Annotated in this window: 35 protein-coding genes; 13 read left to right on the plus strand and 22 right to left on the minus strand. The window is 54.8% G+C overall.

Features of this window, described 5'->3' with window-relative positions:
- Positions 1-18: 18 nt before the first annotated feature.
- The 6 genes from A6U87_RS16035 to A6U87_RS16070 all read right to left on the minus strand — a co-directional run bounded on the left by A6U87_RS16035 (position 19) and on the right by A6U87_RS16070 (position 4,754).
- Positions 19-309, minus strand: a complete 291-nt coding sequence (locus tag A6U87_RS16035) for a hypothetical protein (protein ID WP_065692292.1) — start codon at positions 307-309, stop codon at positions 19-21.
- Entirely contained in the window at positions 302-982 is a 681-nt protein-coding gene (locus A6U87_RS16040; RefSeq protein WP_065692293.1) for a DUF882 domain-containing protein, read from the minus strand. Before A6U87_RS16040 ends, A6U87_RS16035 begins: the two co-directional genes overlap by 8 nt.
- 1 nt (position 983) lies before the next feature.
- Positions 984-2,201, minus strand: a complete 1,218-nt coding sequence (locus tag A6U87_RS16045; RefSeq protein ID WP_083199476.1) for an ATPase, T2SS/T4P/T4SS family — start codon at positions 2,199-2,201, stop codon at positions 984-986.
- Positions 2,201-3,349, minus strand: a complete 1,149-nt coding sequence (locus A6U87_RS29325) for a type IV secretory system conjugative DNA transfer family protein (protein WP_083199478.1) — start codon at positions 3,347-3,349, stop codon at positions 2,201-2,203. Before A6U87_RS29325 ends, A6U87_RS16045 begins: the two co-directional genes overlap by 1 nt.
- 235 nt (positions 3,350-3,584) lie before the next feature.
- Positions 3,585-4,559, minus strand: coding sequence for a hypothetical protein (locus A6U87_RS29705; protein ID WP_141683973.1), 975 nt, complete (start codon positions 4,557-4,559; stop codon positions 3,585-3,587).
- 15 nt (positions 4,560-4,574) lie between these two features.
- The gene (locus A6U87_RS16070) at positions 4,575-4,754 is read right to left on the minus strand and encodes a hypothetical protein (RefSeq protein ID WP_065692298.1); all 180 of its coding nucleotides are present in this window, start codon (positions 4,752-4,754) and stop codon (positions 4,575-4,577) included.
- Between the two features lie 269 nt (positions 4,755-5,023).
- Between A6U87_RS16070 and A6U87_RS16075 the strand changes: the two genes are divergently transcribed.
- The 3 genes from A6U87_RS16075 (at position 5,024) to A6U87_RS29710 (ending at position 6,833) form a co-directional block, all read left to right on the plus strand.
- Positions 5,024-5,974 (plus strand): hypothetical protein, encoded by a 951-nt coding sequence (locus A6U87_RS16075; protein WP_141683974.1) that lies wholly within the window; start codon positions 5,024-5,026, stop codon positions 5,972-5,974.
- Positions 5,975-6,048: 74 nt separating this feature from the next.
- Entirely contained in the window at positions 6,049-6,387 is a 339-nt protein-coding gene (locus A6U87_RS16080) for a hypothetical protein (RefSeq protein WP_065692300.1), read from the plus strand.
- Positions 6,388-6,401: 14 nt separating this feature from the next.
- Positions 6,402-6,833, plus strand: coding sequence for a hypothetical protein (locus tag A6U87_RS29710; protein ID WP_141683975.1), 432 nt, complete (start codon positions 6,402-6,404; stop codon positions 6,831-6,833).
- Between the two features lie 102 nt (positions 6,834-6,935).
- Here A6U87_RS29710 and A6U87_RS16085 read toward each other — a convergent pair whose 3' ends face one another.
- Positions 6,936-7,367, minus strand: coding sequence for a hypothetical protein (locus A6U87_RS16085; protein WP_141683976.1), 432 nt, complete (start codon positions 7,365-7,367; stop codon positions 6,936-6,938).
- 368 nt (positions 7,368-7,735) lie between these two features.
- Here A6U87_RS16085 and A6U87_RS29715 point away from each other — a divergent pair, with 368 nt between their 5' ends.
- From A6U87_RS29715 to A6U87_RS16105, 5 genes are all read left to right on the plus strand, one after another.
- Positions 7,736-8,113, plus strand: coding sequence for a hypothetical protein (locus tag A6U87_RS29715; RefSeq protein ID WP_141683977.1), 378 nt, complete (start codon positions 7,736-7,738; stop codon positions 8,111-8,113).
- Positions 8,114-8,140: 27 nt separating this feature from the next.
- Positions 8,141-8,746 carry a hypothetical protein gene (locus tag A6U87_RS16090; protein WP_065692302.1) on the plus strand — a complete coding sequence of 202 codons (606 nt, stop codon included), beginning with the start codon at positions 8,141-8,143 and terminating at the stop codon, positions 8,744-8,746.
- 186 nt (positions 8,747-8,932) lie between these two features.
- Complete coding sequence (locus tag A6U87_RS16095; protein WP_065692303.1) at positions 8,933-9,520, plus strand: MucR family transcriptional regulator; 588 nt, start codon at positions 8,933-8,935, stop codon at positions 9,518-9,520.
- 559 nt (positions 9,521-10,079) lie between these two features.
- Entirely contained in the window at positions 10,080-10,754 is a 675-nt protein-coding gene (locus A6U87_RS16100) for a ParA family protein (protein ID WP_065692325.1), read from the plus strand.
- Complete coding sequence (locus tag A6U87_RS16105; protein WP_065692304.1) at positions 10,751-11,044, plus strand: hypothetical protein; 294 nt, start codon at positions 10,751-10,753, stop codon at positions 11,042-11,044. Before A6U87_RS16100 ends, A6U87_RS16105 begins: the two co-directional genes overlap by 4 nt.
- A gap of 62 nt (positions 11,045-11,106) precedes the next feature.
- Here the strand turns inward: A6U87_RS16105 and A6U87_RS16110 are convergent, their stop codons facing one another.
- Positions 11,107-11,685: a hypothetical protein gene (locus A6U87_RS16110; RefSeq protein WP_065692305.1), complete on the minus strand. Its 579-nt coding sequence runs from the start codon at positions 11,683-11,685 to the stop codon at positions 11,107-11,109.
- 3 nt (positions 11,686-11,688) lie between these two features.
- A complete protein-coding gene (locus A6U87_RS16115; RefSeq protein ID WP_141683978.1) occupies positions 11,689-12,030 on the minus strand; it encodes a hypothetical protein in 342 nt (113 codons plus the stop codon).
- 170 nt (positions 12,031-12,200) lie between these two features.
- On the opposite strand from A6U87_RS16115, the gene A6U87_RS16120 reads away from it, so the two are divergent.
- From A6U87_RS16120 to A6U87_RS16130, 3 genes are read left to right on the plus strand one after another with little or no spacing between them, the layout of a single operon-like run.
- A complete protein-coding gene (locus A6U87_RS16120) occupies positions 12,201-12,626 on the plus strand; it encodes a hypothetical protein (RefSeq protein WP_065692307.1) in 426 nt (141 codons plus the stop codon).
- A complete protein-coding gene (locus tag A6U87_RS16125) occupies positions 12,623-14,080 on the plus strand; it encodes a M23 family metallopeptidase (RefSeq protein WP_065692308.1) in 1,458 nt (485 codons plus the stop codon). Before A6U87_RS16120 ends, A6U87_RS16125 begins: the two co-directional genes overlap by 4 nt.
- Positions 14,077-14,535, plus strand: coding sequence for a hypothetical protein (locus A6U87_RS16130; RefSeq protein WP_065692309.1), 459 nt, complete (start codon positions 14,077-14,079; stop codon positions 14,533-14,535). The genes A6U87_RS16125 and A6U87_RS16130 overlap by 4 nt, the downstream gene beginning before the upstream one ends.
- Positions 14,536-14,971: 436 nt before the next feature.
- On the opposite strand, the gene A6U87_RS16140 is transcribed toward A6U87_RS16130, so the two are convergent.
- A complete protein-coding gene (locus tag A6U87_RS16140; RefSeq protein ID WP_141683979.1) occupies positions 14,972-16,255 on the minus strand; it encodes a hypothetical protein in 1,284 nt (427 codons plus the stop codon).
- A gap of 382 nt (positions 16,256-16,637) precedes the next feature.
- Between A6U87_RS16140 and A6U87_RS16145 the strand changes: the two genes are divergently transcribed.
- Both A6U87_RS16145 and A6U87_RS16150 read left to right on the plus strand, forming a co-directional pair.
- On the plus strand, positions 16,638-18,737 hold the full coding sequence (locus tag A6U87_RS16145) for a type IA DNA topoisomerase (protein ID WP_244499514.1): 2,100 nt from the start codon (positions 16,638-16,640) through the stop codon (positions 18,735-18,737).
- A gap of 25 nt (positions 18,738-18,762) precedes the next feature.
- Positions 18,763-19,191, plus strand: a complete 429-nt coding sequence (locus A6U87_RS16150; RefSeq protein WP_065692313.1) for a helix-turn-helix domain-containing protein — start codon at positions 18,763-18,765, stop codon at positions 19,189-19,191.
- Here A6U87_RS16150 and A6U87_RS16155 read toward each other — a convergent pair.
- The 12 genes from A6U87_RS16155 to A6U87_RS29725 form a co-directional block, all read right to left on the minus strand.
- Positions 19,188-19,709 carry a PH domain-containing protein gene (locus tag A6U87_RS16155; protein WP_065692314.1) on the minus strand — a complete coding sequence of 174 codons (522 nt, stop codon included), beginning with the start codon at positions 19,707-19,709 and terminating at the stop codon, positions 19,188-19,190. The genes A6U87_RS16150 and A6U87_RS16155 overlap by 4 nt on opposite strands.
- Before the next feature lie 558 nt (positions 19,710-20,267).
- The gene (locus A6U87_RS30140; RefSeq protein ID WP_065692315.1) at positions 20,268-21,302 is read right to left on the minus strand and encodes a hypothetical protein; all 1,035 of its coding nucleotides are present in this window, start codon (positions 21,300-21,302) and stop codon (positions 20,268-20,270) included.
- A gap of 1 nt (position 21,303) precedes the next feature.
- On the minus strand, positions 21,304-21,567 hold the full coding sequence (locus tag A6U87_RS16165) for a hypothetical protein (RefSeq protein WP_065692316.1): 264 nt from the start codon (positions 21,565-21,567) through the stop codon (positions 21,304-21,306).
- Complete coding sequence (locus A6U87_RS16170; protein WP_083199480.1) at positions 21,564-21,986, minus strand: thermonuclease family protein; 423 nt, start codon at positions 21,984-21,986, stop codon at positions 21,564-21,566. Before A6U87_RS16170 ends, A6U87_RS16165 begins: the two co-directional genes overlap by 4 nt.
- Before the next feature lie 14 nt (positions 21,987-22,000).
- Entirely contained in the window at positions 22,001-22,327 is a 327-nt protein-coding gene (locus tag A6U87_RS29330; RefSeq protein WP_244499513.1) for a theronine dehydrogenase, read from the minus strand.
- A gap of 10 nt (positions 22,328-22,337) precedes the next feature.
- Entirely contained in the window at positions 22,338-22,520 is a 183-nt protein-coding gene (locus tag A6U87_RS16175) for a hypothetical protein (protein WP_065692317.1), read from the minus strand.
- Between the two features lie 367 nt (positions 22,521-22,887).
- The gene (locus A6U87_RS16180) at positions 22,888-23,112 is read right to left on the minus strand and encodes a hypothetical protein (protein ID WP_065692318.1); all 225 of its coding nucleotides are present in this window, start codon (positions 23,110-23,112) and stop codon (positions 22,888-22,890) included.
- A 9-nt stretch (positions 23,113-23,121) separates the two neighbouring features.
- Positions 23,122-24,594, minus strand: coding sequence for a protelomerase family protein (locus A6U87_RS16185; RefSeq protein WP_065692319.1), 1,473 nt, complete (start codon positions 24,592-24,594; stop codon positions 23,122-23,124).
- Positions 24,595-24,648: 54 nt separating this feature from the next.
- Entirely contained in the window at positions 24,649-24,882 is a 234-nt protein-coding gene (locus tag A6U87_RS16190) for a hypothetical protein (protein ID WP_065692320.1), read from the minus strand.
- Positions 24,883-25,304: 422 nt separating this feature from the next.
- Positions 25,305-25,490 carry a hypothetical protein gene (locus A6U87_RS16200; RefSeq protein ID WP_065692322.1) on the minus strand — a complete coding sequence of 62 codons (186 nt, stop codon included), beginning with the start codon at positions 25,488-25,490 and terminating at the stop codon, positions 25,305-25,307.
- A 15-nt stretch (positions 25,491-25,505) separates the two neighbouring features.
- Complete coding sequence (locus tag A6U87_RS16205) at positions 25,506-25,937, minus strand: hypothetical protein (RefSeq protein WP_141683980.1); 432 nt, start codon at positions 25,935-25,937, stop codon at positions 25,506-25,508.
- A 61-nt stretch (positions 25,938-25,998) separates the two neighbouring features.
- On the minus strand, positions 25,999-26,319 hold the full coding sequence (locus A6U87_RS29725) for a hypothetical protein (protein WP_141683981.1): 321 nt from the start codon (positions 26,317-26,319) through the stop codon (positions 25,999-26,001).
- Positions 26,320-26,614 lie beyond the last annotated feature (295 nt).

Genomic DNA, 26,614 nt, shown 5'->3' on the forward strand with positions numbered 1-26,614 from the left:
ATCGTTGGCTCGGCGCTTTCAAACTTTGTACCTGCCTTGAAACAGCTTCATAATCACTTGCCGCTCGATCATGTCGCGCGGCGTGTAACCCTTGCGAGCTGCGTAAGCCGCAAGGCCTATATATACGACCCAAAATATGACGAACGGCCAGAACAGCGGAAGCTTTGTGAACTGCCATACCATCCCGGTAGCTATCGCTGAGGGAATGAAAAGCATGACCGATCCATGCAGGCCTAATGCACCGTTGATCGGCTCACCGGTCCAGCGCCATCCATCTCCTGAAAAGCTAACGCGCCTGTCTTCAGCCATTTCGGCCTCCCATGATCTGATTGCAGGAATACGGCCAGCACCTGATTTGCCCCACATCCAGATGGGTAAAGCGCGAGTACACCCCTACGCCGCCGCCTTTGAAAGTCATGGCCGCAATGGCAAGAGATCGAGGCGGATAGCCAGGTACTTTCAGATCGCCAGCCAGGCCGTCAATATGGAGCGAGTTACGAGCTGCTGTCTCAATCGAGGCGTTGTGTCTACGTGTGCGATACCCACTCGTCAGGATGAAGGGCAACATAGATCCGTGGATCATCGACATCGTTGATTGAACAGACGACACGAAATCGAACAGCGTCGGATCAATCCAGAGCGCCTTGTCGTCATCCTTCACATCTCGCCAGAACCACGACAGTTCCGCGATAGAGCGACGGTCAACACCACCCTCGTAACGGTAGCGCGCAGCTATGCTCTCCCCCGTTGCTTCCCTGTAAAGCTGCAACGATCCATAACCGGTCGTTCGGGGATCAGAATTCGGCGCGGCCTTCTCGACCTCCTTGGTGAACGCCCTGTCGTCGGCATCGTCAGGAGAGGGTGCGAAAGGCACTTTCGCAGATTTCTCCCCCTTCGCGTCCTCGTTCTGAGCATAAGCAGACGCCCCAACTGCAAGGGCACTCGAAAAGGCACCGACCATCAAAGAGCGTCGGCTAATCATCTCACAAAACCTTCTCAGACGAGCTGTAGCCGTATCGCTTCAAGGCCAGCTCGGCCGCCTCCCGCGTGATATTCCCACTGTTGAATTGCTCTGATACCGTCGCCTTCATCGGCTTACCATGCCTGAAACCACGGTTCATCAAATCCGAAAGAAACGCACGCGATCCGAGGAAGCCAGCCTTAGTCAACTCCTGACGATCGTCATCATTCAGAATGACCCATTCCCGCAAGCAGACGCGACCGCCGCTTGTGTTTCGAACGAGCACCTGGCTGACGATCATGTGCGTGGTGGCAACAGCCATCTCAAACGCCTGGCTTTGCATCTCGCGCGGAAACTTGCCTACGATACGCTGGATCGCCAGCGAAGACGTGTTCGAATGGACGGTCGTATAAACAGCGTGGCCGGTGTTCGCGGCTTCCTGCGCAGCAGCCATTGTCTGATAGTCGCGTTGTTCGCCCACGACAATCAAGCGTGGAACCCTTCGCATTGCCTCCTCGATCCCCATTTCGAAGCTGCTAAAGTGGGTAGGGATTTCTGATTGAGCGATGACGCAGCGATGAGACTGGATCGAGTCAAACGAGAACTCGATTGGCTGTTCGAGAGTGACGACATTACCCTCGATTGGCGTATCCTCTTCCATAACACGTCGAAGAAGGCCTGCAAAAGTCGTGGTTTTGCCGGAGCCCGTAGGCCCGGAAAGGATCACCGAGCCCATTTCTGGCGTCGATGCTCCAATGATATCTTCCTCAAGAGAGATCTGTTTTACTGTTGGAGGATGCTCTGGAATATAACGAAGGACCATCTGTCCACCGAGCGCAGCTCCATAGGCACACGCCGTGACGTTCGCCCGGAACCGGTACACCCTTGGCTCGCCGTATTCGTCACGGTCATTGAAATCGCGAGCATCAATGCGCTTATTGAACGCCCGGCCCCCTGCAAGACGGGTTTCCACGTCACCGCCAGAGCCGCTAATATGTTTCGCCGCCCGCATGAAGTCCGTGGTGTCGTAGGTCCACGCTGTTAGCGCAATCAACGAACCAAGCTTATTCATTAAGATCGGAGCGCCGGTTTGGAAAATAACGTCCTGGCACCCGCTGCGAGCCGCGTAGCAGAGGATCTTCATCACGTCCTCGCCCGATTCCGTCATGCGAAAGTCTTGGGTAAGGTCGCGCTCACCGGTCCAGAGACCGATATTATCTTCAACTACGCGGGCGTCCATCACTGGCCCTTTGCGATTGGCACCGGAACGTTGCGCATGGTTACGTCAGCGGACCCGACCGGGAAAGCGGACGCACCCGCCTTGCCGTTAAAAGTCGGTGACACAACGATCTTGATCGTCTGAGATCCGCGCAACGCCACGCGTCCATCCTTGCTGATTTGAAGTGCTTTGCTCTTCTGAGACGCAACAGGCATCGACACTGCGCCACGTGACGCAAGATCATGATATCGCGCCATACCTTCATAGTCGCGCCGCATACGCCGCTCAGCTTCTTCGAAATAAGATCTGGCCTCAGCGATCCCGACCTTCTGTCCCTCGCTGTAACCACTCTGCCAAGCGCTGCCATCCTCTTTCGAGTGCGGTCGCAAATCGACACCGCTGTCGGGATCAGACTGCATGAACAAATAGCTGCGCCACGAAGGCGCTTGTGCCGTCACCTTAGCTGGTGTGATGATTTGAAATCGCCCAAGCGTCAGCTCAAGAATCTGTGGTCCGTTCTTTTCTACACGACTATTCGTCAGGATAACGACAGGGGGAACAATATGGTTATTGATCATCAACGAAGGGAATGGATATTTCCGATCCAACCAGTTCGCCATCTTGTTTAGAGAGTCGTTGATCCGCTCAGCTTCCTGCGCGTATCCATCTCTGATACCTGCTGTTCGTGCAGTTTTGCGAACCAATTCTTTTCTTGCTGGCCCTTGCCCACCAAGTCCCGATCCAGGCGGAACCTGCGGTCCACGCTTGTCTGGCGTCTGACCGCGCATGTAGACTGACGGATCAACAACGACATTGGAACCAGCTCCGGTAGGCGCTTGAAGCATCTGACCTGAAACAGGATCACGAATGACGCTTTGGCCTGCCATACCTTGAGCATTCAACGGGACGCCCTGCTGTTGTTGGCCGGGAAAACCGCCGGGATAGCCAACAGGCGGATACCCCGGATAAACGCCGGGATAAGCGCCCGGATACACGCCGGGATAAGCACCGGGATACACGCCGGGATATCCTGTCGGAGGGTAGTAGCCGCCCTGGACTTGGTTTGGGTAAACGTTTTGCCGAACTGACAACGTGTCCTCTTGCGCTTGCGCGACCGACACCCCCGTCAACAATAGTGCCGCCGCAAAAGCGCTGTTCATGCGAACCATCTGATAGTGCCTCCTAGAAAATCGACCAAGGCCACATTCCCCGGTGGATCGCCCAAGCCTCGCTTGGCAGTTGCATTTGTCTTTTTCTCAAATCCGATTCGAGCAAACCGCGCTATTGCTGCGGCGCGCTTCTCGGCAGGAAGTCCCAAGAGGTGTGACGAAAGATCCCCACTCAGCAACGCTAAAGGAAGCATTATCGAAACGTCATCCGCTTTCTCTTCGCCTATTCCCACTTTCAAGCTTGCTCTCCCCAACGCCTCGCGCTTTTGAGTAGCCCTCGTACTATACTAATTTCACATTGCTTCGCAATCTTGAAATCAATGTCCTTTAAGGACGGCTGCACTTCTTTTAGAAGCGTTGCATTCCCGCCAGCCGCATACATTGTGGTTGCACCGAATTGAGAAATCTCGTCAACAATCCGGGGGCCAAAGTTAGCCCACGTTTCACGCCATGCGTTGGAGATAAGCATGGTAACGTCGAGCTTCTTTCGCTTGGAATAAACAACCTGGCTATTAAACGTCTCGGCTATGCCGGAGACAGGAACACCAAGGCGTTCCTCGATCAGGTCGCATGCGCGGCGTTCAACAGCCATTTTTACCGGAATATCAACGGTCCTAAACAGGACTTCATTTGATGTTTCACCGTCAGCTACAAGACTGAGACGCCACGACGACGACCCCAAATCAAGAACGCCAAAGCGTCCCCTTTCTTCCTTACCGCTGCGCAGCGATATTGCGCCACTCGTTGTCAGTGAGAAATCAGCCAGAATGGCCTCCGTCGCTCCCATTGAGCCAAGACGACCAACCTTGAATGAGCGCCCATCACTTGCACGGCATCGACCGATCAAATTAGCAAGATAGGCAGCATCGGATTGATCGCGTATCAATCCAGATCCTAGCATCAATGTAGATGCTCCGCTTATGCCAAGTCGGTCAAATGCCGCCGCTATTATCACAGCATGACCGTGAGCATCCATAAGTGCTCTTGGCATCTCGCTTTCCACAAATCCTACGCGGGAGGAGCGGTCCCCTACCCTCACTGGTGCGTCATCAAACTGAATGACTTGAGGAGGACGCTCGCGCCCGGAAACAACCCTTGAGCCCATCGCCAGTCTCGTAGGGAAGACGACTTCACGGGGAACCCCAGGTAAGGTTGCAACAGCTTTCACGAAGACAGTGCCGAGATCAATGGCGCATGTTTGTGCCTGCATAGCCATTGCCGATGATTATGCACCAGGCGCGGTCGGAAAATCGCCCTCAGTCGCAGGCGACACACGCGGCGTCATTGTCGTCGCGTTCCCCTCCAACGTCTTCTTCACAAATGCGTCGGTCGGCTGATTGGAGGCGGTCTGGCATCCCGTTACGGAACCAGCGATAACGAGCAGCACGATCATCTTCCGCAGCATGTTCACAACCTTCTAAAAATGGAAATCACTGTGCTTTTATGCCAGCAAGAGACTCAAATGAAAAGCCAGAAATCAAAGGAAACAAGAAGATGCACCACCCTATCGGCTGATAGCACGTGATATCACTTGATGGCGCACATACGTTGCCATACATCTGTTGATATCAGTGACGCGTAAACGTAGGGGATGGGATTGTGATATCGGCAAGAACCGAGCGAGCGTATAGGCGGACAGCTGCGCGTTTTGACGAAGAACTGAAGCTCCGTTCAATGTCTCCATCAGCCGCGACGTATCTTGCTGTGGCCACGGCGGAACGACCCGATCTAACGGATGCAAGCTGGCGGTTTATTCGCGCGGCTCTGAAGTGGTGGATTAGTCAGACGATTTCTGACGACGAAGCAGAACGTTTTACCACATCTTTTCGGTCAGAAAGGCCCGATGTTAAACCCAAGAAGCGTCTCCCTAAAGGTCTGAATGAACAACTCGAAACTGATCTGATAACCGTTCTCCGACGAGGTACACCCGGAAGAAATCAGAAACTCGCCGCAGATATGATTGAAGCCGGAATTGCTACGGGTCTAAGACCAATCGAATGGAAGGATGCTTGGATTGAGGACAATGTTCTTCACGTGCCGAATGCAAAGTTCCGACCGGGGATTTCTGGAAATGGTGAAATGCGTGAGCTTCTACTAGATGATGAGGCGATATCAGAAAGTCATTTAAATGCAGTGTTCAGAGTTCTTGAGGCGCTTCACGGCGTAGAATGGGATGATGTTGGACAGAATGTAAGGCGAGCCTTGGCGGGTGCAAAGAAGAAGTTGCAGCGCATGGGACTTGTTACGAAAAAACAGATGAAAACGCGACTGTATGATGCAAGGCATCAATTTGCAGCAAATGCTAAATTGTCACTCAATTATGCTGGTGGTGAAGTTGCCGCAGCCATGGGCCACCGTAGCGCGGTAACGGCGCATGTAGCGTACGGTAATCGAAAAAAAGGCAGAGCAGGAATAGCTGTAAAGCCATCTATTCAGAGTGTTAACAATGTTGATGAGAAATCGTTAGAGAAGCTGGCGAAGTCGGTTTCGAAAGCATCGTCTACCAGCGCGAACAAACCTTCGTTTAAGTCAGTCCAGAAGGTAGGTTCCAGTCAGGAAAATCAACCGAGGGGTGAGCGTCCTCGATCCGTCAGGATCAAGCCGGATGGCCCGACATTTGGCTAGATTGCAACGCGGGCATCACTTGCTTTTTTTCCTGCGTTTGGTAACGTATTCTCTCTATATTGAGTGAGGCATGAATGAGTAACAAGCGGGCAAAGAGCGAGCGTGATGATACGCTCGGTTACGACAGACAAAAGGCGAAGGATATCTTTGCCAAAAAGCTTGCCGATGATGCTGGCGGTAGGCGTGCCAATTCACAGATGCGCCGTGACGCAGAATTAATCGTTACCCTTTTGGAAGAGGGCGATGTTGCAGGGGCAAGGATGAGCGTGTTTTCATCGACGTTCGAAGAGTTGTTCGATATCGACCGATCTAAGGCTGGTGCAAGGTGTAGGGCCGCTCTCAAATATTTGCGTGAAGACGGACGCGTTCATCCCAATGAGGACAAACATCCGGTATATTCTCTCAAGCGGTAACAAAGAGGTTTCTGGTGCGCGATTTAGCAGAAGTTACAACCATTGATCATTTTCAGCCGGGCGGTCTTGATCGCCGGGTCGGTTCGTCTGCGAGCGCTGCCGCACTGCCGCACCTTTCCAAGCAGCGTGGGAGTTTTCCAGTGGATCGCTTGACTGTGCCTGCGAAAGGCGTGCTGATCCGCATTCCGGTTGCAGTCGAAATGTTCGACGACTGTGCTATCCGCGCCAAGCATTTGCCTCAGCCCGATCTTGAGATCGATGTTGCTGTTGAAAATAGGGATTCGTTCCTGAAGGCGCGCCTAAATGGAACTACGTTCCGTCGAACAATGAGACGCGTTCGCGAGGATCAAGCTGGTGGTAAGCCGGTTGGAAGATTGTTCATCGTTGGGCGTATTGTTACACCTGGGGTGATCACTGATCCGGGTCTACAGTATGAGTTTGCTTGATCGAAGCGTTTAGCTTTTACCCGGCTCTTAATCGGCCTTTTCTTGGTTTAGTCGTTCGCACTTACGTGTTTATTCTGCGGGCAATCTTGGATGGGTTGCCTGCTACTTTTCCGCCAAAGTTAGAGTTTCGTAGTCGATTAGCAGCCGGGTGTTCCCGTCTGTTGCAACACCGGCATTGTCCATCATGAAGATGAGCATTTCGCCAACTGAAAGCCTGTGGTTTTTCTTGAAGTTCTTCATCCGATCGGATTGATCGCGCGGCAGGCGCATTGACGAGTTGTCGATTGTCGGCCGCACATCGTCCTCGGCATCAAAGCGTGCGTAATCCACGAGCACGCGGTTCGAACCATCTTCATTAACGCCGGTGACGTTCATCAGAAACACATAGAGATCGCCAGTCGGGAGCCGATTGAGTTTCTTGAACATCTCGACACGTGCGGCTTCTTCACGTGGTAGGCGAAGCGTGTGCATGTCTATGATTGGACGCTCGGCTACTGCTTCGCTCCCAGAGGCTTTTGCTCGACGCGGAGCCATAGTCTCCCCTTCCTGGCGCTTACGGTGTCCCGGCAAACATTAGCGGACAATCGTTTCTGATTTACTACATTTCACACGTTGCGGGATCAATTGCAACGGTTTGATTTGTCGTGATGTCTTGTGTGTTGCATGAGTATCAAGGGATACGTTTCGCGGTGTTTCGACATATTCAGGTGGAACAGCAATTATTGCGATATGCATCGCATGCGCTTGGAATGTTGCGGTGTAATGCGATGTAATGTGATATGTGGTGATGTCACGTGATATCATGCGATAGCAGGGACGAGCATTCGCAATATTTTAGCGCCCTTGATATCAGATCACGATTCGATTACTCTGTCGTTGATCTGAATACGGAGCCTAAACCCATGCAGCGAGCCGTGCACGAAGTGAGCCGATCTGAGCCGCCAGTTGCCATCTGGATGGCCCTGCCCGCTCTTTATTCAATGAATATTGCAGGTTCGTTGGCGCATCCAGCGATTAAAAAGCTCTTTGAGCTTTGGGGAAGCAGTGACGGCGAAGTGGCTTGGCGTGGATACACCTTCACTGTGGATTCTGGCGACCTTTCTGTATCGACTGAATTCTCTAATGGTGACAGGGATTGGTGTTCCCTGTCTTTAACCGGAGATGGCCTTGCGCTTTCCATCACCAGCAACGGCGAGCAGTCCTTGCTCACGGTTCCCGCTGATCGCCTCGATCAGGCCGAGTTGTTTGAGGATTGGTTTCCGCACATCCAGCTCCATTGAGTCATTTTCCAAAGGGGCTGCTTAGCTATGGGGTTCTTTCGTCGGCGTCGCAAAGCGGAGCCTGAGCAGGATACTACGCCGAAGGTCGATAGACGCGGCTTTCTTCGCTGGCCCGGTAAGATAATCCCCCGGCCCATCAAGGCGTCGCATCGCAAGACGCTTCAGCTTACAACTGAGTTTTTTTCGGCGGATCGGCCGCAGTGCCCTGACTGCCGGGCTGAGGGTCGGGACGGCGTACTCCTTCCCGTTCCAAACAGGCCGAATATCCGCAAGTGTTCAGATCCCGATTGTGCCCTGACCATCACGCTTCGCGAACTTGCCGACATCAATGGTGAGCAGGTTCACTATGTCCCTGAAGCGCGGAAGGCCTACTTCGAACGATGGGCAACTATTTTGTTTGTGGTGGGTTGTGCAGTGCTGTCGGGCGCGGTGCTCTATAGCGGCTGGCGCGGTTCGGGCAGTATGATGTTTGCCGCTTTCTTGCTTTCGATGCCAGTTTTCATGGGGGCTTTCGCTATGCGGTATCGAGCATGGCAAGTTTCCGAAAATCGGTTCTATGAGGAAAAGGCCCCCCTTGGGGAGTTTGTTCAAGCTGAGCTTGCAAACTTGTTCAAATCTGGCAACCGCAGTTAGAAACAAAGCCGAGCGATTTACTCAACTAGCTACTATTCGAAAGGATTAAGTTTATCAAAGCGTTGTGACGCATTTTAATGAATTGTGGCGGGCCGATTAAAGGACTATGATTTGCCGCCATCGCATACCACAGGAGCTTATCCCAATAATGACAAAAAGTGTTCTGCCGCGTGGGGAGGTTTACCAATGACGCGGAAGACGGTTAAACGCGGCAGTCATCGACCGGCGGAACGTCGTTTGCGCACGCGTCTTCGGGCCGTTATCGAGAAGCAACGTGAATACATCGGTGAACTTTCGGAGTTGTTGCGCCAGGAGCAAGCCCTGATCGCTGAGTTGGACCACACCTCGCCGCGTGCTGAAGAACTTGAGAAGTTCTCTACCCCGGCTCGTAGGAAGGCCCAGGACACGCTGACGCAGTACATCGTGAAACTCACTCAGCTCGGAAACTACACCAAAGACTTCGCGACCGTAATCGATGAGCTGGATGCTCTCGATAGTTCGCCTCGTCTGCTCCCCGTGAGAGACGTGGATACCGCGACGACAACGGAACACATCACGAGCCTGCTCGATGGCGCACAGTTCCAAATTTTAACGCGGAGCCTCGTCGGCTATAACATCACGGCTGATGACTACCGCCGTCTTTTTGGCCTTGAGGATGACTATCTCCTTTGGACCAAGAAGGTGCAGGACACCCGTCGAGGTGTCGTCCTGAAGCATCGGGTTTGGGATAAAAGGCGTGTTAGCAAGGGGCATGAGGACGAAGACGAGTCCTAATCGGCTAAAAGGGCGTACAGAGGCGTTTCGCCGCTCTCCCCTCCCCTACTGTCATTTGGTACCTCCAATCGCTTCAGGGAGCGTTTCTGGAGGTCTTTTTTTGTGACTGGTTGACATTCGACAGGCTCGATTGATCGCTCCCGTCACCTACGGCGCAATTTGGGAGCGCGGTTCCCGGCCGCGATCCTCCTGCCGAGTTGCATTGACGCATGCTGCGTCATGCACGCGTTAACACTGTAAAGCTTGTTCACGGGCGCTGAGCTGCGGATGTACTTCTCAGTTCTCTGTTTGGCGTGATCGGTTTGCAGGCTCGAAGATCGCTCCCGTCACCTACGGCGCAATTGGGTAGCGCGGTTCCCGCTCGCGATCCGCCTGCCGCTGGCCGTGAATACCGTTCTATCTCGCATCAGAAGTCATCAGACGCTTCATGCGTCAATCATTGACGCATTAACAGCAAAACATAACGCGTTAATGACGCTACAACGTTGCATGTTAACGCGTTATAAAGTAAACACGACGCATTATTGATGCTACATTGTTGATAGCTAAGGACGAGACCATGCCAGTGATTACCGTTGCGAACCCCAAAGGCGGGGCAGGGAAGACCACCACGTTGATGGTTTTGGCCACGACGCTAGCCGCCCAAGGAGCCAGCGTCATCGTGATCGACTGCGACCCACGCAAGTGGAGCGTAAAATGGAGATCGGGAAAGTCGAAGAATCCCGTCATCGTCGATGGTGATGTCGATCAGAACAACATTGTCAAAAAGATCGATGCCTATCGCAAAGAGTACCAGTTCGTCTTCGTTGACATGGAAGGTGTAGCAAGCGTGCTTGTTTCGCGCGCAATGTCTCGTGCAAACCTCGTCCTAATCCCGCTGCAAGCCAGCCCGATGGACGCCGGAGCTGCCGCAGAATCCATCGCGCTGATCGGTGCGGAGGAAGAAGCTATTGAGAGACCAATTCCGCACCGCGTCATCTTCACACGAACCTCGGAGGCTATTCCTACCCGCCTTCAAAAGGAAATCATTGCGCAGATGGACTTGGGTGAGGTGGCAAGGTTCAATACGCAGTTGAATGACCGCGCTGCCTACAAGTCCATGTTCATGTATAATCTGGATCTGACTGAAATGGACCCGGCACTTGTCAATGGCATTCCGCAGGCAATAGCCAACGCAACTCGATTGGCTGAGGAAGTCGTAGAGTTTTTTGTTAGCGAGGAGAATAAAGCATGAGCGATCTAGGCTTCGGAAAAAACAAAAAGCTTTCGCTGATCAAACCAGAGACCGGACCATCTGAGCCAGTCGATCTGGAACGCCTGGATGCAGTAGCCAAGGAACATGGTTTTGTCTCCCGCGAGCCAACACAGAAGCTCGTGCGGCGAAAGGAAGCTGAACCGTCAGCAAACCTCAACATTCGCCCGCCGCTGAAGACCTACAATCGATTTCTGAGGTTCGCTATCGACAACGATCTGAGCTATCCGGCCGCGTTGAAGGAACTTATGGATAGGGCCAAGATCGATTGACGCATCATGCGTTAACGCATGAGGAGCGCTGCTCGGGGGACCGGGCAGCGGGCTTAGATGCTCTACGCCCCGGCCATTCCGAACGCCTTGCACAAATTGTCCAGACCAACTTCGAGTCCGATGGTATTCGCAATCATCGCTGTGATGCCGTTGACGAAATAGCACATGATCCCGCCGATCAGGTACGCAACCGGCGTACTCCATGGGACCATCTCGCCGTTCGACTTTTTGTAAGCGGACCTGGCTGCATTGAAGATTGCGACCGTACCTATCACCATCCAGATCAGCGTCACCGAATACTGAAACTGCTGGCAGTACGTCCCCGAGATGGAGCCATTCTGAGCGAAGTCCAAGACATTACCCGTTGTGGTGTCTTCAGCTAACGAGAAAGTCCCGGCCAGCCGATAGAAGATCACTGCGCCCATAGCTGCCGCGCTCCCAAGCGCGAGCTTCATGATTGCCCCGGTGAAAGTCGGCTGCCGAGTTGAAAACCGCGAGTTTCCGCTCGTGTATTGGTATCCCTCGAGCAGTCCCATTCCGCCAACGATCACACCGAAAATCGTGATCGACAGGATCATGATCGAGAGCAGGATCGAGTTAAATTTGAAGAGGTTGATGATGATTTCGGTGAGATCGGTCATCTGTTACTCCGTCTTTCCTGTTTCCTTCAGGAGCGTCTCGTTGTGCGCCTTCAAGCGCCTGTTCTCTGCGCGGACCTCCATCAGAGCGTTCTCAAGATCGCGAACCTGATCCCGCAGAATGTCTACCTCAGTGCCGAATAGGTCTGAGTCTGCCCCCGATGGCGGTGCTTTGTATTCAAGCGCTGGCTGGTTCTCCGGTGCGTACTCATACCGAGACACATTACCCTCACCGCCTGGCTTGGTGATCACGGCATCAGGCGCGCGGGTGTCTTGCGCTACCGATAGGGTAGGGGAGATCGCACAGAGAATTGATAGCGTGGTAGTGATCATAATCCGTGAAAACATGCCGTTATCCTGTGCCGTCGCGATTTCATTCGACATCATATCGCAATGCAGAAACATTGTCATATCGCCTTTCTTCTGGCAAAAGAGTTTCTAGTCAAGGGCGCAGGAATCTACTTCCGTGCCTTCGGTGGTTGGATAAACGTACGCTTGAGCAAGGAGACGCAAAACCCATGCAGTTGAAGCTACAGGCCATATATCGCGCAGTGTCAGTGGCGACAGCCTTGTGGGCGACATCAGCCACGGCGGCACCATTGACCTTCACGGAACTGTTCAACCCTGCCGAGATCAGCGATCCTAAGAACGTGGTCGCCGGGATCATGAACAGGGTCTGGCGGAAAGAACTCCAGGAAATTACGGGTGCAAGCTACGAGTACATGTATTCGACGTTTGACGCAGGCGGAAACAAGTACCTCGTCTCGATGATGTCATCGCCGCTGTGTGGCGCGAACTCGTGCACGTGGTCCGTCCAGAAGGTGACGCCAGACTTCAAGGTGATTGACTCCACCGATAAGATCAACGCTTGCGCGGATCGCAATCAGGTTGATGTTACCGATGGAAAGCTATCGATCTGCGGCAAACCGGTGCAACTCCCATGATCAGATCCTCGCGCATCCTTTTCACGGCCGCGACAGTTTTTCTCGCAAGCACGGTGCTCGCCACTGATGCCATGGCGCGCAATGCTCAGCCTACCGCGACCGACTGCGGCTCGATGCTGAACAACATTCGCCAGAGTGAAGGCAGCGGGAATTACAGCACCAACACCGGCAACGGCTATTACGGCGCATATCAAATGGGCAAATCAGCCCTGATCGACGTTGGCTACATGCGCGGAGATGGCACATGGACGGGCAAAAACGGTATCAACTCGCTAAACGACTATCTGAACACGCCAACCGCGCAGGATGCGGCCTTCCTTGAGTACGGCAATCGCAACCTCACCTATCTCGGCAACTATCAGCAGTACATTGGGCAGACGATCAACGGCGTCACCATCACACGTGGTGGCCTTATCGCTGGCAGTCATCTAACCGGCGCTGGCGGTCTTAAAGACTGGCTGACCAGCGGCGGCTCATGTACCGGCAGAGCTGTTGATGGCAACGGCACTTGCGCGGGCACTTACGTTGCTGAAAATCAGGTCAACGAGGCGTGCAGCGGCGACGAGGTTGCTGCCGGTGGTGGCGGCTCCTGCCTTACTGCGCATCCGGTCCAGAGCCCGGTCGTCTTCAGCGAGTATGGGGCGTGGAACCGTCCTGGCGCTGGCTCGGGCAATGGTTGGCACAGAGGCTCGGATATTTATCCGCAGGGCGCACAGGGCCAAGCCTCGACCAACCAGCCACTATTCGCTGCGCACGAAGGCAAGCTTGGTGTCGGCTCAATGGGCGTCAAAGTTACGGGCAGTCAATTTCGCACGCTCTATCTTCACTCGTACTCCCGGCCCGATCCCAAGGACGTGAAGGCAGGCGAAGAGATCGCCAAGGTGGGCGACAACCAGTCGGCAGGCAAACCGCATCTGCACTTTGAGGTGCAGGTTCCTGCCAGCGCCGTTAAGGCCAGCAAATGCGTGCCGGGCTCAAGCACAGACGATTGCGTCTTTCCTGTTGGTGGCGGTAAGCGCGATCCGAACGGCTTCGCAACGTCCGATGCTCTTTCTTCCGCATCTCCCAACACGTGGTACTACGTCAATCCAGAGCGCTATCTGAAAGAGCGTGTCCCGGTCGTCGGTATGGCCGCAGCTCGCGCCGGTCGCAATCAGTCGCTGCCCAACACCTGCACACCAGGGCAGGATGTCGCAGAGACGCCGACCAGCTCCGGCGACAGCGACAATTCCGGCGCTATGGCAGGCGGAGAGGGCACGTACATGACGAGCGGTGGGAGTGCTGCCGCCAATGCCGAAAGCGATTTGCGGTCCCTCGCTATCAACATGACCCGTCAGAACGCATTGGAGCTGCGCGCCGCATCAGCGCTTTCGCAGAATCTGGAAGGTCGTACCGATAGCGCGATTGCGCATATGCTCCTGCTGATGTCGCGGACGGAAATGGGCCAGCAATGATTGGCCGCGGATTTATCACGGCTATCGTTTTGAGCGTCTCGATCCCGTATTCCTCTTTTGCCGGTGACGGCAAAGACGTTTACGGGCGATACGCCTATTTCCAAGCTGATACGATTGCCAAGCAGGATCGAGGCCCGGCAGGCGATGAAGATTGCCGGATGTTCCTGTCTTCTGATTTGTATGATCCGTCACTCGCAGAGCACCTAACGATAGCGCCTGGTCGTTGGGACGATAATCAGGATGTGTCGGCTGTGACTGGTGATGTCGAGCTTGGGAAGCGAGCCGGAAACGTTACCCCTTTCACGATACGCGTCGAGAGTGAGGCCGCTGACGGCAGCGGAGACGGCGTTGAACCAGCTCACGGTACTCTCACGCAGCATGGCAAACTTGCACTGTCTATCGCCATCGAGAGCGCGAATGGAAAGCGGACACTTCACTATTGCCGGGTGGAGTAGCGTGCGCCTGGCTATCCAGCTCCGAGCCAGAAGGCCGTCAGGCTGATCCGCTCCGAGCAGTGGTCCACTCCACGGATCAGCCCGACTAGCGTCGAGGTTAACTTCGCTCGTAGATCGGTCTCAGCATAAGATAAACCGGATGGGCAACTATCGCGATCCGACCGACCAACTCATAGTCAGAGGTGCTGTCAGCCAGTCTTTCCATTTGTGCTGAAGTGCCCAATAGGCCCGCGAGGGCCAGCAAAATTCCGCCTATCAGAAACGCTGTGAGGATGGCTGTGACAAGCCCCGGCAGCGCAAGCGAGTCAGCGTAGTGAGCAAGGAGGAACACGCCAGAGCCGCCGCCCAAGAGGCCCCCGAGGGTGACAAGATAGCTCCTGCAATATGTACCCCATGAGGACTGCGATTTATCCGATCTCGTCATGCTGCTGCTCCCTTATCTCACTGGCCCGAGTTCAGGCGTTGCATTGGTCTCGCTGTTCCAATCATCGGACTGCTTGATGATCATCTGATCGACCGCGTTGGTCTGGTCTCTGACCTTCGCAACCAGCTCATCGAAGTCCCTCATCGTCAGCGCGTCAGGAGACTGCTTACGAGCCTCTTGGACGATGGCTGTGATCGTGCTGTCCGCAATCTCCGGCTTCGTGCGACCAGCCTTCAGGACCAGCTCAGTTTGCCAGTGATCGTACATCCCTGCGGCTTCAGGGCAGGGTGTCTGCATCCCCACATAGTTCAGGAACCGCCACATGCTTCTGTCAGTGAAACGCAGCCACAAAAAGGTGTTGGGCGCGAAGACACCGGCAGATCGAGCCGCTTTCAGTGTGCCGTCCTTACCATCCGTCAGGGATGACGCCAGAACGCCGAATACATATCCGTGCCGCAGCAAGATCCGGTCAATGACATCGACGGGACGCTTGGGGTCTATCCCAGGCGAAGGCTTGACGATGATCTTTACCAGTTCCTCCTTGGCCCGCTTTGTCGTTTTGAAGTCAGGACCAACTTTTGCCAGATGATCTGCAAGGATCACGATGTTAGCCGGTTGCTCGACACCATTCTCGACCGCTGTATTCTTCCCTTTCTTTTTGGGCTTGCCGGTCTTTTTGGCCGTGTCGGGGTAATCGTAGGGGCCGATGACAAGCTTGTCACCGAGCTTGCTCTTCTCTCTATTGATGTCCCGCCAAACGTCGCGCAGGAAATCCTCACTCGCTTCGAGAACATTGGAAAGCTTGGTGTCGCTACTGTGGAGCGCGTTTACCCGCACGAGCGAAGAATACAGGATGATACAGGCGTACCAGGGCAACTCCTCGATAGCGGCCTTGACGGCGCTATCGTTTCGCAGGTTCACGTTCAGGAAAGGATTGTGAGGGCCGAACGGCTTCTCAAGCGCTTTGCGCAGCGCGTTCCTGTTGATCGCCCGTTCGCCAGCCTTCTGCTCGTCGTCAGCTTCTTCCGGGTTCTGCGACGATTCGAAGTTGACCGGCTTGAACTTGTCGGCGGCTATCGCGCCGCTGTCGATCAGAAGCTCAAGGGCTGACATCGGCTGTGATGCCGGACCTGTGCTCGATGAATACCGGTGCATCGGAAATTTCAGGAAGAACTCGCAGTGCGGATAGAACGGCGCAAATCGCTGCATCAGCTCCGTGTGGCTCATCGCATACTCAGCATCCTTGTTTGGCCGCAGGTACGTGATGATGTGCTTCCCCTCGACCTTGGCTTTCATGTAGAGGCCAACGAGGAAGATAATGCCCGCACAAACCACGCCGAATGGCAGGGATGACAGAAAGATGGACTGAATGCTCAGTTCCTTCCCCGGCGTGTAGGCAAAATAATCGCCCCAAGCTGTCATCTTCCAAAGCGTGCCGGTCTCAGCGGTTCGCGCAGCGCGGTAGAGCAGTCCAACCGGCGCGCGGAAAATCACCCAGACAACGGTCAGGATCGCTAAGCAGAAGAATAGAGCTGTGCAGATTTCAAGCCATCCGACGCTCTTCTGTTCCCGTGGAGCCATTTCCTCTTTCCCCAATCGGTTATTGACAGTAATTTCATATGCGGAAACGTTATCAAATGTTTTTGCGATTTGCTATCAGGAGGGTGCTTTGAAACTGATGATTGTCGAAAGCCCGACCAAAGCCAAGAAGATCGGATCGCTACTTGGTGCGGGTTGGCGCGTTGAGGCGAGCATGGGCCACATCGTTGACCTGCCTGCGGATCAGATGGCTATCGAGCCGCAGACCTACCAGCTCACCTACGTTCCATCAGAGCGCGGCAGTTCCGTGATCAGCAAGCTAAAGCCTCTCGCTGCCGAAGCCAGCGCAATCTATCTGGCGACCGACCCGGATCGTGAGGGCGAGGCCATATCGGCGCACCTGAAGCGCTATCTGCGCATCGAGCGGTATCAACGTGTCACGTTCAACGAGATCACCGAGGCAGGCCTGAAGGCAGCGCTGGCAGCGCCTAGACCGATCGATCGACGTTTGGTCGCAGCGCAGGAAGCGCGCCGAGCTGCTGATCGCCTTATCGGCTATCGAGTGTCCTTTCCGATATCGACAGCCGCTGGCCAGTCGCTGACGGCGGGGCGTTGCCAGTCGCCAGCCGTTCGTCTCGTTGTCGAGCGACAGAACGAGATCGACAGCTTCAAAGTCACAGACCATTTCTCCGCACTGGCGGAATTTGACGGCGGCGCATGGACGGCTGATTGGCAGACGAAACCCTTTCTGCAGGGTGACGATGAATACATCCTCGATCAGCGCCTGGCTGAACGCGCAGCGGCCTGCCGCGCCTTTGTCGTTAAAGCGTCGGCAGAAAAGCCAGTCGCCAAGGGACCGCCCGCGCCGTTTACGACATCGGCCCTGTTGCAAGCCGCAGGGGCAACGCTTGGATACCCACCGGCGCTCACACAGAAGCTCGCACAGAGCCTATTCGAGGCAGGCCTGATCACCTATCACCGGACAGACAATCCCAATCTCTCTGATGACGGCATGGCCGCGATTGCCAGCTTTGCCGAGGGGCAGGGCTGGCAGGTATCGGAGAAGAAACGCCGCTGGCCTCTTCCTGAAGGTGCGCAGGAGGCGCACGAGGCTATCAGGCCCACGCATGTCGAGGACCGCGACGGCGGCGAGGACGACAAGCAGAAGGCGCTTTACCGGTTGATCTGGCAGCGCGCCGTTGCCTCACAGCTCGCGGATGCGGTCTACAAGACGGTGACGCTCGATCTCGCGGCTGACGCTAACGGCGAAAGCTTCCTCTTCCGGGCTCGCAGCGCCGAGCTTGTGCGGCCGGGCTGGAAGGTTGTCGCGGCCGACGAGAAGTCCGATGACGACGATGATGAGGAGGCGTCGAACGGGCGCGTGCCGCTGCTACAGCCAGGTACGTCCGTGACGGCGACGAACGGTAAGATCCTGCGCAAGGCAACAAAGCCGCCGCGCCGCTACACTGAAACGAGTCTCATTCGTAAGCTTGAGCAGATGGGGATCGGCAGGCCATCAACATTCGCGGCCATCGTCTCGAACATCTGCAACAAAAAATATGTCGTTGTGGAGAAGCGCTATCTGGTTCCGACATCGAGTGGCCGAGCTATCGTCGGCAATCTCGTTGGCAGGTTTGATTTCGCGGAATACGACTTCACCAAGGATCTTGAAAAACGCCTCGATCTCATTGCCGATGGCAAGGAGAATTATCTTGCCGTGATCGCGGATCTCGATCAACGCCTCGATGTCGAGCTTGGCAAGCTCGCCGCGATCAAACCAGCTCACCCATGCCCTGCCTGCGGAAAAGCCCTCCGGCTCGTCACAGCAAAGTCGAGGAGCTTCTTTGGATGCTCCGGCTATCGCGATGGCTGCATGGTCATCTGTGAGAATGACAAGGGCAAGCCAGGTGCAGTTGTCGAGCGGACGGACACGCCGTCTGAGAAGCAGATCGCGTATGCGCAGACACTCGCTAAGGAAACCGGCCTCTCGCTCACTGAGGACGTTCTAGGCTCGTCCAAGGCCCTATCCGCATGGATTGACACCTCCCGAGCCGCTGTGCCGCCGCGACCGGCCAGCGAGGCGCAGTGCGCGTACATCGCGAAATTGATCGAGCAGAAAGGATTGAAGCCGCCAGCAGGATGGCCCGATGGCGTCACCAGCGATGTTGCGGGGGCATTCCTTACGAAGCACGGCGAAAAGCCCAAGGTCAAAGCTACTCGGAAACGGAAAGCATCCTAGACAGGATCATTTTAAGGGGATCACAATGGTAGAGAAGAAGAAACCGAATGACATCGATGTCAATGTTGGCCAGCGCATTCGCTTGCGACGGCAGATATTGGGTATGAGCCAGACGACACTAGGCGATGCGCTTGGCATCACGTTTCAGCAAGTGCAGAAATACGAGAAGGGGACAAACCGCGTAGGCGCCAGCCGCCTATCGCACATTGCCAGCATACTGAGCGTTCCAGTGTCACATTTTTTCGAAGGGATGCCCACCGCTGAGGGAAGTGATCGACCGGATAGTGTTCAACATGCCCCTGAGAATTTGGTGACATCATTCCTTTCGACTTCTGAGGGGTTAGCGCTGAACCGGGCATTCACGAAAATCGTGGACCCTGGCATCAGGAAGAAAATTGTGGGGCTCGTTAAGGCTCTTGCTGCTGAAGACGGCTCCGAGCCCGAGGCGGCTTAGGCTCTGCCGTTCTTCAGCGCCATGATCGTGCTCGATGCCTGCGGCGCACCGCTGATCAGGTTGGCCACAATCTGGTCGTCGCCGCGCGTGTTGATCGTGATTGAGCCGAATCCCAGGATTCGGCCGATCACCGACTGCGTGAATTGAACGCCGATGATCTCGCGGACAGAAGCCGTGAACACATCACGGCTGATAAAGCCGGTGCGCCAGAGCACGCGATTGCTGAATACGCGAAGTTCCGTTGTCATGTATCTGATCAGGCACGCGACAAGATGAAGTGCCAGTCCCATCGCGATGAGCGCGGTAAGGATACGGCACGCCAGGAAGAGCGTGGGGTAGAGGCTCTCGTATCGCTCTAAGCCCATCAGCATAGGCCCGATGTTGTGCATCAGATAAAGATTTGAGGTCCAGAGATACCAGAGCGCCGCGATCCCGATTGCCGCGATTAGCGCCGGGCTGATGAAAATGACCTTCGACAGCCGGTATATCGACAGCGGTTCTTGTTCATCGTCTTCCATGCGCCGATCCGTTGTAAGTTTCACAACGGATCAATATCATTTTCTGTTGTCGTTGATAAAGCGGTTTTGTCCGCTAGACGCGGCAAGCTTTGCTTCAGCATCCTTCAGCCGTTCGAGCAGTTGAGGGAAGGGGTCATCCTTGCTCTCGACAGGATCGAACCGATGACGGGCGTCTCGCAACGCTTTCCTATGTGGATCTTCAGTGCGACACGCGTTCATTGGTGGTTCCCCGTTTGTGTGGCCAACCCTCACTGTGAAAATTCGTTCCGGGGAAAGGGAAAGAATGGCGAGCTTCAGGGTGAAAGGGGCGCGAACGCCCCTCCCAAGTTTTACGGAAGCCAACGCTGCCTTCGGCAAAAATCGTCCATCCATTCAGCGAACAGAAGGTATCCGGCGATTGCACCGGGGATAAGGATGGCTAAGAAGACGGTTTCGAATGTGCTCATGGAAATCTCCGTTGTTGTGAGCCGCAGGCTAATTTTGCCTGCACAAAGATTCTCGCCTGCTTCCTTGCAAGGGACAAACCGGCCAATTCGCCGTTAGAAATTTTCTTTTGGATCAGGATGTCTTGTTCTGGCTTTTCACCAGTCGATAGTCCTTCGTCACGGTTCCCGTCTCGCTCGCCGCACCGATCATGGCGGCTCTCACCCAAACGGTTTTCTCTGGCAGGCGACGGAGGTGCCCCCTGCGAAGGTGAAGGCGTGGGCTGGCGTGCGAACCGCCAGCGGTTCCTTCGCCGCGCATGGCCGGGCGATCTGCGGCCAGCGCCAGAACCTTGTACGAGAAAAAGGGCTCTTTGCCTTTCGCAACACGAGCCTTGTTGAGCTTCGCGGACGGTTCGACTTCCGATGTCGCGACATTCTCACAGTTGAGGACTGCGCACGCTTGAATGACGGCAAGACCTTCATCGCGGCTGTCGTTCATAATGTTTGCGAAACCTGTCTCGCGGCCATGGCTGGCAGTGACGGATTCGAAATGCTCCAGTTGCAGGACGAAAGGTTCGGCCGCGAATTGCCGGGCCTTTTTTGGGAGGAGGCCAGCGCTGTTAAGCGCCTCCATTGCTTTGGCGCTGAGCGGGCTGACTTTTGCCTTGTCGATTTCTGCCATGGTATTTTCGTAGGGGATGAATGCGCCGCCGATGCCGACGTTCCAGAATCCCACATTGTCGATCCACGAGATTGGGAGGACAAAGACGCCACTTTGCGGAAAACGTTCCAGAACAATGTTGAGGTGCGCCAGTTGCGGCGGTGTCGCTTCAGGCTCCCAACACAGCGCAATGCGTCTGGTTGACTTGTAGTGATCGAGGTATCCCGCGTCTACCGCATCGACCTTTTGCCATGGAGCTTCGAATGCCGTGATTGGGTAAGGGAGCTTCAGAAGATCGATGTGCGCTTGGGAAACGTGCATGGGATCGAGCAGCTCTGCACAGTTCGGAAGTAGAAACTTGACCGACTTTCGCAGCATGTCGCTAACAGCTTGGATTGCCTCCCTAGACTGCGCGAAGTGCGGCGGCAGACGCTTCAGGGTCTCTTTTATGCTTTCGATGGCATGAGCGCTGTAGTTCAGCGCCGTGATATTTTCGTCAGTTTCCATCTTACTCCCCTTGCCCGTACACGGCTTCTAGGAGGCCACGAGTGTCTGCATCCTGAATAGCCTGCAAAGCCGCTGAATGTCCTGCGGTGTTGCCACGCTCGCGCCCGTAGCGTGTCTCGACTTCTTGCCTGAGATGTTTGATCAGCTCGCCCTTGTCGCTTTGAGGATGGACGGCATAGTGCTCCGCTGCTGCGAAGGCGACGTGTGGGATCGTAAACTCGTCGAGAGTGGGTTCACCTGGCTCCGCAGGCTTATTCTGCTTCATGATTGGCACCACTGATTTCGATCACGGTATCCGCCCTGATAGGCATGGCCAAGGCCAAGCTCGATCATCTGTTCGGCGATATCACCCTGTTGCGTCACTACCCGCGTCAGGACGCGCCCGTACCGATCCTTGCCTTGTGCTTCGTACTGGATGCCGGGGCCGGTCATAAGGCTTTGGAGTTGCCGCGTTGCGCGATCTGCCAGTGCCCTTTCTGAAGCGCATCGAGCGCCATCTCCGGACTCCGGCGCATCATACCCTAAGATCCGGTACTTGATGCCTTCTCGCCAGAATGTGTCGCCATCAACAATGCAGGTTGTGCGCTTGCCGCTGGCACATATCGGCCACTGATCCTGCGCGGCGGGGGCCGACGACGCGATGAGTGCTGCAAGGGCAGCAATGGTTCCGGTTCTGATGATCAATGCGTGGTCCTCTTTTACTCCCCTGCGAAATAGGCAGGGCGACGTGCTATTTCTTCCTCTGCGAGCATGTCAGCGAACAAAGGCATTTTCTTTTCCAAGCGCCGTCGCAGATTGCGCTTCCGGGCAGCGCCTTTGGCTTCGGCACTCCATCGACGGATTGGTTTGACTGTAAGCGAGTTCCAGCACACGGCATAACCCGCACCTGGCTTCCAGAGCGCCATCACTTCAGCCGGCACTGGTGAACCGGCAGGCACGTCTACGGCAATCAAGACGCTCTCGCCGGGGCAAGGAACATGAGGCAGACGCCATTCCAGCGAATACCGGCACATTTCCACAGACATGGCCGCTTCCTTAGATCGAGCAACTACCGGTGCGGCACGCGATCATGCGATCGATCGCTGCTTGAGCTTCAGCTTCACGAACGAGGTTCATGGCCGCTTCCATACTGTCCAAGGGGTCGCCGTAGGGTGCTTTTGTCCGAATGTTGAGGACGGCCCACTTCCGGTCTTGGGTTTGTTCGACGGTGAAGAGCATGGGGTGTCTCCCTGCTGTTACAGTTAAATCGTGTATATGATTGAATTGATAACGTGTATATGATAGATAGTCAATAACATATACACGAAATGGGGTGTTTTAGGTGCCGAAAGATATACACGAAACCCCCTTTAGAGGCGGGCGCAAAAAGCAGTTTACGGAGCGATTGCAGCTCCCTTTGGCTGACGGCACAACAGCCAGAATCGATACCGCTCTTGATGAGGGGGAGGTCCGACTTGATTTCATTCGCGCAGCTATCGAGCGTGAATTGAGGCGGCGCAGCAAGGCAAAGCCGCCGACTGGCGATGAGGGATGAACGGCTGACGCATATGGTCAGCCGTTCGTTTAGCTAGGTCGATCTTAGGTTTTAGGCGTAGCGGTTTCGGGTCAAAAAACTCACCAGCTCGCCGCGTGATCCTTCTCGATATTTTCCGCCTTGTGGCCAGGCATAGAAGACCGTTCGGCCTTCCCGGCAGAGTTCTCCAATCATGGCTTCGGCGGCCAGCTCGCGACGCTCCATGCGTTCCAAAAATCTGCGTTCTGACTTCATGCGGCGGGTTTGTCGTGCATCTAGCTGTTGATCGATTTGCATGTCTGCCTCCTACTCCGAAGCGCCTTCGCGCTCTTCAGCCGCTGTCTCGATCTTCTTAGCCAACTGCTTCTTGATGCGGCGCGTTGCCCCGGCGTCCTTTTTATCGGGGAGGTAGTATTTCATGTACGAGGAAGCGGTTTCGATGTCCTTTTCGGTATGGCCGAGGGCTTCCGCGAAGAATGCAGCCTTCGTCCGCGATTTTGGCCGGAAGAACTGATCGGCAATTTCGGCATAGAGAGCCCGGACGTTGTGCGCCTTGATCTTCTTCGCCTCGATCACGTTCGGGGTATCTTCCGGTTCGATAGCGGGCCAGAACTTCGTCAGGATCTCGTCGCGGATCGCAGGCAGGATGCACTTGGGATTTGGAGCGCGTAGCAAGTCCGCTTTAAACTCGTCGCTAGACATTTCTCGCCAGATTTGGCCGCTTTCACTGTAGCGCAGGACCATCCATGCAAAGATCACGTCCCGCGCCTTGGTCAGGACAGGGATCGGGAATGACTGATCGAATTGGGTGCCATCGTTGCCTCGCGTCTTGGCTTGTCCCGAGAAGAGCACGCGCCAGGTCTCGTAGCCGCGCCCGCGTGTGGTTTCGGTGGTGGTGGGATCGGCCATGAGGGGCAGTGGTGCAAAGACACCTTGGCAGAAAATCTCAACCGGGCGACGACCGGTCAGAATGCCGAGAGCTATTCCGATCTCGACGGCTTTTGCTCTCGATAATCCCGACGCTGCTTTGCGAGCTTCCTGTTCGAGTGTGCTCCATGAGGCATCCGTTGCAGGGATAAGCTCTTTCGCGTGATCGAGGATTTCCCGCCAGTAGGGCATGGGCACCAGATCGCGATGCTGTTCCACGATAGCGTCTCGATACTGGATAGACCGCGCTCTTTGAGCGTCCTCCGGTGGTCGAACAATGGAAAGCGTAAGATCGTCATCGAGCCCTCGCCTGCGCAGCTCGTTGCGGTAGGCGGCGGTTGTCGTCAGAACCGTGTTGCTCTTGAGGGTCTGAAGCATTTCGTCCAGCTCAGACTTCCAGATCTTTGACAGGCCGCGCTTGTAAATGGATTCGGCCTGCTTCTCGGTCCTTCCCTCTGCCAGCGCCTGCGTTTGAGCATCCTTGAGCGTTTGGGCGGCTGTGCCGAAGATCTCAATGCTGTCGGCGCGCGTAGCCTTTCGGCCACCAGCGCCGCGCGTTTCTGCTGTCCGCAACGGATCGTCTGATCGGTCAAGCACTTTTACGAAATGCAAAGCCGGGTGGTTGTCACCATAGGCTTCTCGGATCGCGTTGCGATACCGTGAGGCGTAGATATTGCGGGTCGATACCGACTTGTCCGCGAACGTCTGCCATTCCTTTTCCCACAGGTCAGCATAGTCGTCTGCATCGGCCGTAAGGTTCGCAACGAACGTGGCAATAGCGTCTTTTACGACCGGGCGACGGCCGGTCTTTGCGCGCTGATGTTCGGCTGTGTCGGTCTTCTTCGCGTTCATCTGGTCAATCTCGTTCGGTTGATGGTTTGGAGGGCGTGGAGAAGCTGAAGCCGCTTATTGCGGCTCCGCGTCCTCATTGACCGTGAAAACGACTGTCTCGCCGTCTACTGAGTATGGCACGCTTTTGCTGAGGAGCTGATCGGCAGCGGTTTCAGGCAGGCTGTAGGTGTCCACGATGACCTTGCGCAGTTGCGGGCGGTCTTCCTCAAAATGATATCCGTTGATCGCCCATGCGATGATGCCGGGAGTGTGCACAGCAGGGCTAGAACCGAGACGGTATGTGGTCATTCGCCTTCTCCTTCTTAAACATAGGAACACGATAAAATAAAAATATGTCTTCGGCAATAGAAAAGTAAAAATAACCAAAAAATATTTTACGAAACGGATGGTCGTTCGGGAGAAAATATTTGTTTTTATGAGATTGGAAATGGCGTCTCAAACGTCAACAGGATCTAACCATGTTGGAGAGAATGAGATGAACAGTTTTGCGATGATGTTGGCAGTTTCCCTGCTTGTGGTGGACGAGGCAGCGGCGGATGTAGGTCATAGAGTGGATCAGCCTTGCGCCGCAGTCACGGACGGACAGGTAGGGGCTGTATGCGCTCAACAAGCTACGAGCCCTCCGAGGGGCTATCAGGAGAGCAGTGAGAGCGACAAACGCGAGCTGGCTCCCCAATTGGAGAGCCAGGACTAACCTTTCAAATCGTTGATTAGAATTCGTAGGTGCGGCTTCCATCTGGCAAGTCGCACGCGATTTCGACGTGTAGGCTTTCGATTTCGCCGGGTTCGTAGTACCGGTCCCGCCACTCGATAGCTTTATCGTGGCTTTCGGCGGTATGTACGTCGCACTCGCGCTCGTAGCCTGCGTTTTCAACGACTGTGTAACCTTTTTTCATTGTCGCGTTCCCTGCTTATGTGCGTGCTGTGATGATCAGCGCGTTGATGAGATCGATTGCCTGTTCAGCGGGTGTCAGGTAGACGCCCGGTTCAGTTTCCTTGTCGGTGCCTTCTTCGAGGAGGTCTTTGATCGCTGTCAGGGAGGCGATGAATGATGGGATTGGTGCGTGGGTGTCTGTTGTTCTGCCTCTTTCTCTGATGAGATCGGCAGCTTTGTAGACGGTGCGCTTGCGCTCGCCACGAGGGTCTTTGCGCGCTGAGACTTGAGGGTCGGCCAGCCACCACTCTGCTTCAAGGACGGCGGTTTCAAGCGCCTTCAGGTACTTCTTGTCCGCAGGAGAGGGGATATCGCCGTAGGTATAGCTATCGAGCTTGTCGCTCTCGTGCTCTCGCTTGGCCTTTTGAATTTCCCGGCCATAGGCGAGCGGATCGGAGTAGAACGCCACGTCTAGGCCCATTCCTCCATATGTCGCGATGTAAAATTTCGTCTCTGGAGCGTTTGCCATATCAGTGTTTCCTTTCATTAGGGAATGAGTGCTCGATGGTGATCTTGAGGAAGAGGGGGACGGAGATTTCGAGAGCGATCTTTGTTGATCCATTGGGCTTGCTGGCTTTGAGGATTCGTTGGAACGACGCCATGAGGCGACGACCGGTAGAGCGGCAGAACTGCAACGTCTGGAACATTCGCGGACCTTCGGCAGGCGTTAGCGCCATGAGAAGACTATAAGCGAGGGGCGAAATGCGGTCAATCAAAAAGTAAAAATAATGACAGATAATTTTACAATAATATGCGCGATGGGGCTTGCGATTAGTAAAAATATCTGGCATATTGACACCATGGAACGAAGAAAAGGAGAGATCGCGGTGACGACGACGAAGAAAGCGAAAAAATGGGAGAAAAGTAAAAATAACTGTTGATTTATGCGCCGGGAAATGCCATATTAGGATTGGAAAAGGCTCCGACATTGGCCAGGTGCGCTAGTTTAGTAAAAAAAGCGACATGCAAGCGATAAAAAGTAAAAATAATGCTTGCGATTAGTAAAAATAGCTGGTAATATAGTAAAATTATGTGACAAAAGGGACACAGGCCGCGCCGTTTAGTATCTGTCTCTTATACACATCT

This window comes from Rhizobium sp. AC44/96 (assembly GCF_001692185.1).
Classification (GTDB): domain Bacteria; phylum Pseudomonadota; class Alphaproteobacteria; order Rhizobiales; family Rhizobiaceae; genus Rhizobium.